The 9,267-nt window shown below is 44.1% G+C and carries 13 protein-coding genes; 11 read left to right on the top strand and 2 right to left on the bottom strand.

Features of this window, described 5'->3' with window-relative positions; all coding sequences use genetic code 11:
- Both G1O98_RS33970 and G1O98_RS33965 read right to left on the bottom strand, forming a co-directional pair.
- Positions 1-1,698: DUF3854 domain-containing protein (locus G1O98_RS33970; protein ID WP_345940625.1), on the bottom strand; the 1,698-nt coding region annotated here is incomplete at its 3' end.
- Between the two features lie 615 nt (positions 1,699-2,313).
- Positions 2,314-2,508 carry a plasmid partition protein ParG gene (locus G1O98_RS33965; RefSeq protein ID WP_163937947.1) on the bottom strand — a complete coding sequence of 65 codons (195 nt, stop codon included), beginning with the start codon at positions 2,506-2,508 and terminating at the stop codon, positions 2,314-2,316.
- A gap of 254 nt (positions 2,509-2,762) precedes the next feature.
- Between G1O98_RS33965 and G1O98_RS33960 the strand changes: the two genes are divergently transcribed.
- The 11 genes from G1O98_RS33960 to G1O98_RS33910 form a co-directional block, all read left to right on the top strand.
- Positions 2,763-3,878, top strand: coding sequence for a ParM/StbA family protein (locus G1O98_RS33960; RefSeq protein ID WP_163937944.1), 1,116 nt, complete (start codon positions 2,763-2,765; stop codon positions 3,876-3,878).
- 3 nt (positions 3,879-3,881) lie between these two features.
- On the top strand, positions 3,882-4,115 hold the full coding sequence (locus G1O98_RS33955; RefSeq protein ID WP_163937941.1) for a hypothetical protein: 234 nt from the start codon (positions 3,882-3,884) through the stop codon (positions 4,113-4,115).
- On the top strand, positions 4,112-4,357 hold the full coding sequence (locus tag G1O98_RS33950; RefSeq protein WP_163937938.1) for a hypothetical protein: 246 nt from the start codon (positions 4,112-4,114) through the stop codon (positions 4,355-4,357). Before G1O98_RS33955 ends, G1O98_RS33950 begins: the two co-directional genes overlap by 4 nt.
- A gap of 95 nt (positions 4,358-4,452) precedes the next feature.
- A complete protein-coding gene (locus G1O98_RS33945) occupies positions 4,453-4,659 on the top strand; it encodes a hypothetical protein (protein ID WP_163937935.1) in 207 nt (68 codons plus the stop codon).
- A 38-nt stretch (positions 4,660-4,697) separates the two neighbouring features.
- Positions 4,698-4,973 carry a hypothetical protein gene (locus G1O98_RS33940; protein WP_163937932.1) on the top strand — a complete coding sequence of 92 codons (276 nt, stop codon included), beginning with the start codon at positions 4,698-4,700 and terminating at the stop codon, positions 4,971-4,973.
- Positions 4,945-5,139: a hypothetical protein gene (locus tag G1O98_RS33935; RefSeq protein ID WP_163937928.1), complete on the top strand. Its 195-nt coding sequence runs from the start codon at positions 4,945-4,947 to the stop codon at positions 5,137-5,139. Before G1O98_RS33940 ends, G1O98_RS33935 begins: the two co-directional genes overlap by 29 nt.
- Positions 5,140-5,237: 98 nt before the next feature.
- Entirely contained in the window at positions 5,238-5,654 is a 417-nt protein-coding gene (locus tag G1O98_RS33930; RefSeq protein WP_163937925.1) for a hypothetical protein, read from the top strand.
- A gap of 11 nt (positions 5,655-5,665) precedes the next feature.
- Positions 5,666-6,382 (top strand): hypothetical protein, encoded by a 717-nt coding sequence (locus tag G1O98_RS33925; RefSeq protein ID WP_163937922.1) that lies wholly within the window; start codon positions 5,666-5,668, stop codon positions 6,380-6,382.
- Between the two features lie 21 nt (positions 6,383-6,403).
- Positions 6,404-6,958, top strand: coding sequence for a hypothetical protein (locus G1O98_RS33920; protein WP_163937918.1), 555 nt, complete (start codon positions 6,404-6,406; stop codon positions 6,956-6,958).
- Positions 6,955-8,796 carry an ATP-binding protein gene (locus G1O98_RS33915; RefSeq protein ID WP_163937915.1) on the top strand — a complete coding sequence of 614 codons (1,842 nt, stop codon included), beginning with the start codon at positions 6,955-6,957 and terminating at the stop codon, positions 8,794-8,796. Before G1O98_RS33920 ends, G1O98_RS33915 begins: the two co-directional genes overlap by 4 nt.
- A gap of 217 nt (positions 8,797-9,013) precedes the next feature.
- Positions 9,014-9,267: response regulator (locus G1O98_RS33910; protein ID WP_163937912.1), on the top strand; the 254-nt coding region annotated here is incomplete at its 3' end.

Below are 9,267 nucleotides of genomic sequence, written 5' to 3'. Positions count from 1 at the left end.
GTCATCAATTGCTGAACCATCATTGAGCGCTCTTTCTAGCTTTTTAATAAACCGCTTACTGTCGCTGACCATCATCAGTTTTTTACCCAGCATCAACTGAGCGTGGAACTCGGCAACGATTGCGCTGCTGTTTTTCCCCTCGTACCAATGAACTTGACGACCACCTGAGCGATACAGGTTTTTGATGATGTAGGGTTCTTCACCAGTCGGTCGCAAATTCATGAAAAACTCAATGGTCAAGTCATCCAAGTGAGCATCAGCTAAAACAACCAGCTTGGCGTTGTAAACTAGATACTCAAGCACTTCCAGAATAGCTCCACGATGTTCCTTGCAAGTTTTGGACTTGAGCAAGTGAGCGAGATACTGGCAGGCTTCATCAATAAATAGAATGTCATAAGCCTGTAAATCATTTGCCATTTTATACAGAGAATCCACGGTAATGCTGAGAGCCTTTACCTGACCCCAGTCCCCGCAAGAAATCGCGGAGTACATTGCTGTTTGTAAGCGATCGCTGAGATTCTTGAGCAAAGTAACCCGATGCCCATTGTTCAAAAAACTGAGTTGGGGGTTCTCTCTTCTGAGAACTGCTAAAATTTCAGTCTTTCCTGTTCCCATATCGGAAACCAAACCAACTAACCCAGATTGAGGTAGGGAGTGAATTGCAAGTGAGAGATAACGGGTATTCACCGTTACATTAGGCTTGTACTTATGGAGTCCCCTGGCACGATTGATGAAAAATCTTTGCTTGTACTCGCTGATTCTTAAGGCATCAGCAATCATCGCGGTCACGGCTTTATCCGCCTTTTTCCCCAAAATTACAACCCAATCGTCAATTCCTTTCTCTGGCCCTGGCAGTAGCGCTACTTCACATTGGCAGTAAAGTTCTACAATTGCTCCAGCCGTGCGGCGTGTGGCTTGAAAAATCTGCTGTTTAGTTTTGGGTTTGCTTTCGTAGTCGAACAGAACAACGAATTTGCGCCCCTTTTGAGTCATTGGGACTAAATCAGGGTGAAGTCTTTCTAAATCCTCTTTGCCCACTCGGCCATTCCAGATTCCAGGGAGTGCGATCGCCACAAATCCCAAAGTTAGGAGACAACCACCCTTCTTCTCGCCCTCTGTAAGAATTACAGGGATTTCGGGATGTGCCATTACCCAAGCCCAAAAACCTAACGCCTCTCCTTCTTCGGTAATGGTAATATGTTCTGGCATCGGCACGTTATAGCGAAGTGATACCAACCGCCATAAATGTAGGGGCATTCTCAAGTAGGTAACTCGGTTGGGAGTTTTGGGTGGTGATTCGTACTTGACTGGCTTTTGAGTTTGCTGCTGTGTTGTCTTGTCCCATTCAAGGCGGGGGTAATCTGGTTTCATCCGTCCCCAGTCCATCGCCAACCAATCATTAAGCGGGTCAAGTCCGCTAACCCACCATGCACCGGCTTCCGCGTGGGCATATCGTTTCAAGTAGCCATCACGTAGCCGCCCATCGTTACGTCTGGCAGTTTGAGGTAGGGCGCATAACAGATATTCGTACACTGAGGGGCCACTAAGAGAACGGACATTCAAAGCTGTTAACTTTGGGTCAACAGCACTGGCTAACCATTCATTCCAATGGTTGACTTCTATGTGAGAGGGGCGAGACATCATCTCGAACCCACCCATAACTTCATGTGGTTGAAGTACGCGGTTGCTATTAATCACGGATTTTTCCCTCAAATACTTTGGTTTTCAGTATATGGAGGGGGTTATCGCGCTGCTTTACCTTATATCTACATAATTCGCTGTATTGCTTGAATTTGCCTTTTTGTGAGCTAATAAAAACAATTTAATGAATTTTCTTGCCAAAATCTGCAAGCAGAAATTTATAAATTGCCACAGCAACTCATATATAATTATGAGTAAGCAGCGCGGACTAGTCTCTTTTGCCAATTAGTGGTTAGACATCTCACCTTCCTTCCACTTATTTGGTCGTCTAGAGATAAACCCCGCTTCCAAGTAATTTGAAATATTTAGTTTTTACTGTCGGGCAAAACGTTTACTACCTAGTAGCGCTTTGCCCTTTTAATTTTTGGTGCTGTTGTATATTTATCTCCTTTACAAGCTTCATTTACGTTCTTGCCTGATTTTACAGAACTTTTGGTCGTCTCATATCTAACAAGACCTGACTTTTACTTGAAATTACTTAATAAAAGTTGATAGTTTTTTAAGTAATTGAGGTTCTGTACATTGTCTTCATTCACGTTACCTCCCCTCAAACTTAGAATTGGGAGAAGTAACAGGACTCTAATTCATTATATAGCTCTAATACTCGGAAATCTAAGCGAGATTTTTCTTGCCTCTTTTTGTAAGCCAGTCTTTAATCAAATCCTTGACTACATCTTCCATAACCAAATCATCTTCCGTGCAAGCAAGCTTGAAAGATTTGTGGAGTTCTCGTGGCACTCTGGCACGGACATAAACAGGGTCATCTTTGTTGGTTGATGGTCTTCCTGGTTTTTTCTTTTCCTCCATAGCTCAAATACTCATTAATTAATTTTCTTAATTATCGCCAAAGTATAAGTAAATATTACTTTTCGAGTACTTGAGTATTCGAGTTTTCGAGCTATATTAAAAATGTAAGCCAAAAACAGCCACCCAACAAAGGCAATAGAAGCCAGAAAGTGATGCTATGGCTAACCCCTAACTGGATGTGTGGATTTAAAGCGATTGAGTCTCTAAATTCTCCAAAGCCAGAAAAATCAAGACTTTTACCAATCATCTGAACCATGACAGCTATATATTCCAATGCCAAAAATTGGCTAGTTCAGGCAGACTTGTTAGCCAAATCCGGGCTAACTGACCTCATCGCCGGAAAAGACTCAGGTGCAGGATATGGCAAGGCAATCATCGGTGATTTTTCGATCATGATGCCAGCCGCATACTCACTTGTTCGCAACCGAAACATCATGCACCACGAAACCATCTCAAAAGATGGGGCATGGGTGCGTTATGTACAAGGAACGCGGCTTGACTTAAAAGATATTCAATTTTTCTGGGGCAGTGCGGCTCTAGCTCAAAGTGACCATACCTTGCTGCACGAGGACAAAGCCAAAAAAGCAGAACTCGCACTAGAAAGCATTCTTGCAGACTTAGCAGTTCTCAACATTCCTTCGGGAGTCAAACTTTCAATTAGTTTGAGCAATCACAACCCAGAACGCTGGGCAAGTGAGATTAAACGCAGAGTTGAAGGGACTCACACCTTTGAGCATCTGCACCCTGTAACTCGTTCCATTGTCACCAAGACAGTTGACATCGTGGTGACAGGCATTTACCCCGAAGGTTTTGGAAGCATTGCCCACTGCTTATTCGGTGAAGCATCCCTGGTACTTGACCCCTCAGAATTAGCGATCGCACTCGATATCGGTTCATCAACTTGGTTGATTACCGTGTTTAACGGCAGTGGCGCAGTGATTGACCGCCATCTAATTGAGGGTGGAGCCGGTGAACTGCATACCATGATTGCAGAAACCCTCGACAAACGAAACGACCGAGTGAGTCTGCTGTCCAAGGATGTGAAACACTCGCCCAGCTTGGTGAACCAGGGCATTCTAGAAGGGACTTTCACTTACGGCGGCAACCATCTGACAGGTAAGAAGTTTGAAACCGAGTACAGCCAATGTCTAGATCAGTGGTGGAGTAACAGGATTGAGAAATTCGCCAACTTTGTGACTGCTGGCAATTATCTAGACCGCGCTAAATACCTTGTCGCCTGGGGTGGGGGTGTTTCTCTACCAGTGGTGGATCAGAACCTAGCCGGTTTAGGTTTTGTGATTTTGAACAATCCCCAATTCATCAATGCTTTAGGGTTGAAACTATTAACTCAAATTGCAAAGGGAGCTTAATTAATGAATTACGAATCTCGGCGTATAACCATTTCCTATCTAGCAGTAATTGAATTGTGCAAGATGTTTGATTTACCTCAAGATGCGCCAACACAAGCATTATCAGCAGGTGTAGAGAAGCTGATTTTTCAACACGGCAATGTACAATCATCGCCCAAAGTTGAAACTTCACTTTCTACACAGCCCAATAAATCGGCACTTAGCGCAATGGTCACTAATTTCAAAGGGGCAGCATGACCAAATCCAGATTTAGAAACACGGTTTTAGGCATTGGTGCAACAGCAGCAGCGTTAGCCCTTGGCTACTTCGGAGTCCAGCAGCTTGGCAGAAACAATATGTTCACCATCGCCGCAGCCGTGGGGGGTGCAGGTGCAATCAGCTATGTACTTCAAAAGCCGAACCAGCCACAATCCCCAAGTAGTCAGCCAGAAGCCCCAGCCACACCGATGAAAACCCAAAGAAAAGGAAGGAAGTCATGAGATCCCAAACATGATGCAGACACAACCCTAGAAGGGGACTAGCTCTCATCATCAGTAGTTCGGGCAAGAGTATTGTATAGAAAATAGGAGGAATTATGTCACAGTCCGGGTTTGAGGCGCTTAAAGAAATGATTTCTAGAAACCTTGATAAAGGTAAAAAAGGGGAGACAACCTTTCATGGTGAACCGTCTGAAAATGTCGGCCCAATTTTAAGTGCAGCTAGCGAATTAGGTTTAGAGCAACATACTGTTTTGAAGCCAAACGGGGAGACTTACAAAATCACTCTCAAGCGAAAAAATTAGAACTTACGTGATAAAAACCCAGAGGAAACAAACAAGTCATGAGCGGCCAAGACACCCAAAAGACACAACCAAGCTTAACAACAACCGAAATCATGACCATTATCCTCGGTTGCGAACAGACTTTAAGGTTCGTCCAAGCATCCCCAAATTATCAACAAATCGAAGCCTCCGAAAGGTTCAGTACATCGAATGACTTAAAGATGGGCGATGCAGTGCAAGCCTTGATGGAGATTCACGAAGCAATCCTAAATATCGAGTTCTACTCCCAAGTTGAGGGACAAACTTATGCTTTCAACGACAGCCTTACAGCGTAACCACCTCTACGAATTCCGTGGTCAACAACTGCGCTACAGCCATCAGTCTAATTGTCGAGTCAATGCACCTTTCATATTCAATGACTCAAAGGGCAGACGCAAAGAATTAAGCCAAAACCAAGTGCAGAGGGAGGTTTTTGAACTTGTTGAGTTTTGTGAAAACTGATGATGAAGCGATTGCACCGACGACCAATCATTGCAATCGCCCCACTTCGGGACGTATCTCGATACGCAAAAACGAAAGTACATAAGGATCTTAGCAGCATGGCACTCGATTACAAAAATCCCAATGATTGGGGACGCTGTTCTTTCACTGATAATGCTTTGAAACTCCAGCAATTTAAGGCTCTTAACCCAACAGCTACGAAGCGCGAAATAAATAGTTTTCTTTGCAGCCTTTACTTACCCCTCACCGGAACCGAATTCTTAGCAACTCATTCAACCATTGATGACCATCCATACTCTGCTGCATTTGGTCAATTCTTGGGTAATGGTATTGACCCTGATATTGCAAATATTTTGGCATTTGGCTGCAACAGATTTGATTTAATCTCTGAAGATTTTGACGACCCCGTAAGGCAATTAGCAACGAGAATTTATAACCGATTTGAAGAGATGGGTTACTGGGATAAATTGCCCCAAGAGTCGAGCGATATCGACTACGACAACATACCTTATTAGGAGTGTCAGCAATGGACTTTGCAATACACAATCCGGTAGTTGGTCATGCAAGCCATATTGATGAAAAAGCACAAGCTTGGGGAGGATTTGAGTCTGATATTCTGGGCTATCTTTCGGATATAAATAAGCTAGAACAGTTTGCCGATTATGCGAATAATGCCCAAGAATTATCAGATAGGTTAGAGCCTTTTTTAGATAACGCTAAAGTTGTCTTTGAGGCAATGGAGAAGCTGACCAAAGGACAAGTAACTTGGACTGAACTTCGTAAACAATACGGCTCTCATGTTGCTACTGCCATCGCCAAAATTCGTAAACTTAACTCCGAGTTTGATTCGGAGATGAGTAAGATAGATGCCCAAGATAGAGCCGATTTGCTGCGAATTGACCAGAAGCGTAAACACGGACTAGCCGAAGTTGCAGCCCAATTACACCACGATTTACAAGCTGAATTGTGGCGGCATGAAAACAAGATTAGCAGCATAGAAAATAAGCAAACTGTGCAAGCTGAGAGGCAGGCAATTACTACAGGATTGAGAGAGAAACGACAACAACTTTTAGCCCGTGCGAGGTTTGGCTCAAGGGCATTAGAACCCAATCAAGCACCCCAGGAAGTGATACCAATTCAATCCCAAAATCATGCACCAGCTTCTAGTGTTTCCGCAACCGGAACTGTTCGCGGCTGGGGTGCAATGTTAGGTAACTTGTGGCAGAAGTTAGGCGAGAGATAATCAATTAATTAGGTAAGGCTGATGCTAGTAAGGAAACGAAATGAAGATTCCCATAGCGTCAGCCCTTTTTCATTTGAAGGGCTGGCACAGAAATCACAACAAGAACATCAGCAGAAACAACCCGAACAGTTACCACCACTGCCAGAAAATAACCGGGGTAGAACATTTAGACGTGCTGGTAACGCTTGTGAAATTGTCGCTGGCAGTTGTTTAAATAGTGCAGTGATTTTCACTTTTCACCTGTTACAAGTTCACCCTGTTGGAATGTTCTTAGCTGTGGGTACTGCACACTTGTATTTTACTGCCACTGCAACAGGTGAAGGGTTTAATAATTTCGTCACTAATTTAATGACTGGTTGCAGTGCATCACTGGCTTTATTGTGTGCGCTTTCTGACCCTCTGAGTGAATGGAATGAAGCGAGAACTTCTACTATTACTGCTAATACTTCAATTGAAAAGATGTATCAGCCCAAAGCGAAAACTGCTGAATCTTCAAGTTGGATGGATGGTGCAGGAGTGGGCATATTTCTAGCGATATTAATGTTTTTTCTATTTGGTGGTAAAAGAGGTAAATGAACTATCTATCTGAGAAACATAAACAGTTATCCGAGTCGCAACAATCGGGTTTAATGAAGTGGTTTGGACAGTTGCCGATGGATAAAAAAGCTGTTGCCATTGGGCTAAGTTTGACTGTAGGTATTGGATCAGCTGCGATGGCTTGGAAAGGGGAGTCAAGCGACCGCATTTATTTCTGCGTTCGGACTCCCCAGAAAAAATTGGTATGTCAGGATCAGAATAACAGACCATTCCGCATGACCCCCCATTACTGGGAGCAGTGGAAGCTAGAAGGAATGCCCTCTCAAGTAGTGCGTGACCCAGCTATGGGCGTTAATGGATTAGTGAAGGCGACTAACCCATACAAACCGTTTTGGGCGTTTGGGGGATTTCTGGGGTTTGCGCTAGCTGGGTGGATGCTGCGCCATTGTCAAGAGGAGGAGAAGCAGAGGGCAGTTTTTGAAGACATCGCCCAAAAGCGGGATGCTGCAAAAGCTGAGATGGCCGCACGTTCCGAGCTACTAGAGAGTTACCGAGACGTTGCGATCGCAGAAGTTCAACTACAAGCTGACTTGGATCTAATCGCCAATGACCGCACTGTTGATATCACCAAAGCCGAGATTTACGCCCACACGGAAATTGAAGTTACGCAGATGGAGGCAACTGATGCCATTTTTGAAGCGCAAACGGCGGGGATGACCGACCAACAGAAGGCCGAGTACATTAAGCAGTTGCGCGAGATGAAAACGCCCTATCTGCAAGGTAGCCAGACTTTACAGGGGACGATTGACCCTAACGACAAGGTTACTGGGGGAGAACAGCCGGCAATCGCTCCTGGTGACAAATATCGCTGGATCAACAACACCATCGGCTACCCCACTTTAATATTTGGTGGCATGGGTGCAGGTAAGTCCTGGACTACTAGAGAAATTATTTGGAAAAAAGTACAAGCTGGGTGGAACATCGTAGCGCTTGACCCGCATGGTACACAGGTCGAGTGGCGAGGTGTGCGGCTGATTACCGGCTACAAAGAAATAGCCGAATTCATGCAATGGTACATGGATGAAATGCGCCAGCGCTATGAAGATTACCGCAAGAGTGGATTGACAGAAGAACAGTGGACAGAACAGTTAAGAAATAGCGGCAAGATGCTATCAGTTATCTGTGAAGAATTTACGACATGGACAGATAACATTGTTGAGCCAATGCCAGACGATTGTGAGGATGAAAAATGGAAGCCCGACCCTGATTTTATTGGTAAATGGTTTCGTTGTGCTATGACTGAATCTCGCAAACAATTAATGATTCCTTTGTTCGTAGCTCATGACCGCACAATGGAAATTCTAGCCAAAGCCAAAGGGTTATCAAAACTTCGAGATGCGGCACTGTTAGAAGTAGAACTAATTGCAACTATTGACCCAATCACCACAGAAGCTAAAGCTAGCGGTAGGGGTAGGATTAAGCTACCTGGGCATGGGCAATGGATTGATATTGAACTGCCCAAGTTAGACCACAAGCGAATTGATTTTCGGCTTGATGAATCTAGAACAGTTAATGAACCGCCAAGCATCGATAAAGCCACTTTAGAGCGGATTTATGAACTGGAATTCAATCTTGGTAACAAAGCAGGTGACACCCAAGATGAACCTAAGAAACTATCACCAATGGCGCAAAAGCTGTATGAATATCTCACCAGAACTGAACGAATTGAAGCTGATGTAAGAGAGTTCAAGGGCAACTTTAAAGTGAACGGTGAGAGATTTATTGTTGAGCAAATCAAGGGCTGGATGTATGAAATTGTGGGGGCAGGTATGGCTGACTGGATAGCCGAGGGTGTTATCAAGCTTAATCAAATTTGACTGCGATTGGTGTCTAGCCCCAAAAACGCCCTTTTTTAGCGGACACTGGACACCGGACACCACAGACACCAAAGCTCGTAACCTTTGTACAGCATAGACACCAGCAGACACTACCCCAGACACCGCCCAGACACCAAGTGTCTTAAGCGTGTCCGCTAGACACCAATAAGAAATACCCGAATAAACAGCCATTTATTATTAGAGGATTAATCAAATCATGCTGAAAATAGTAATTGTTGAACCAGAAACATTCACACTCTTAGGCATCAAAGGCGCTATTGAACAATCTCCAGATATAGAAGTAACTGGTGATGCCACCAGTGGAAAGCTAGGGTTTCAGTTAATTGAACAGACCAACCCTGATGTTGTGTTAGTTGATTTACTCTTACCCGATATGAGTGGTTTAGAACTGACTAGCTCAATCAAAAGGAAAACTAATAGTAAAGTGGTGATTTTTACTAATCAGACTCA

The organism is Nostoc sp. UIC 10630, assembly GCF_010747425.1.
In the GTDB taxonomy this organism is placed as follows: Bacteria; Cyanobacteriota; Cyanobacteriia; order Cyanobacteriales; family Nostocaceae; genus Nostoc.
The sequence above is the reverse complement of the archived record's forward strand: the minus strand, read 5'-3'. Positions and strand labels throughout refer to the sequence as shown.

Excerpts from the sequence above, each read along its gene's own strand:
- G1O98_RS33965 (WP_163937947.1), bottom strand. The coding sequence starts at position 2,508 with ATGGAGGAAAAGAAAAAACCAGGAAGACCATCAACCAACAAAGATGAC.
- G1O98_RS33925 (WP_163937922.1), top strand. The coding sequence starts at position 5,666 with ATGGACTTTGCAATACACAATCCGGTAGTTGGTCATGCAAGCCATATT.
- G1O98_RS33930 (WP_163937925.1), top strand. The coding sequence starts at position 5,238 with ATGGCACTCGATTACAAAAATCCCAATGATTGGGGACGCTGTTCTTTC.
- G1O98_RS33950 (WP_163937938.1), top strand. The coding sequence starts at position 4,112 with ATGACCAAATCCAGATTTAGAAACACGGTTTTAGGCATTGGTGCAACA.
- G1O98_RS33960 (WP_163937944.1), top strand. The coding sequence starts at position 2,763 with ATGACAGCTATATATTCCAATGCCAAAAATTGGCTAGTTCAGGCAGAC.
- G1O98_RS33920 (WP_163937918.1), top strand. The coding sequence starts at position 6,404 with ATGCTAGTAAGGAAACGAAATGAAGATTCCCATAGCGTCAGCCCTTTT.
- G1O98_RS33915 (WP_163937915.1), top strand. The coding sequence starts at position 6,955 with ATGAACTATCTATCTGAGAAACATAAACAGTTATCCGAGTCGCAACAA.
- G1O98_RS33940 (WP_163937932.1), top strand. The coding sequence starts at position 4,698 with ATGAGCGGCCAAGACACCCAAAAGACACAACCAAGCTTAACAACAACC.
- G1O98_RS33955 (WP_163937941.1), top strand. The coding sequence starts at position 3,882 with ATGAATTACGAATCTCGGCGTATAACCATTTCCTATCTAGCAGTAATT.
- G1O98_RS33945 (WP_163937935.1), top strand. The coding sequence starts at position 4,453 with ATGTCACAGTCCGGGTTTGAGGCGCTTAAAGAAATGATTTCTAGAAAC.
- G1O98_RS33935 (WP_163937928.1), top strand. The coding sequence starts at position 4,945 with ATGCTTTCAACGACAGCCTTACAGCGTAACCACCTCTACGAATTCCGT.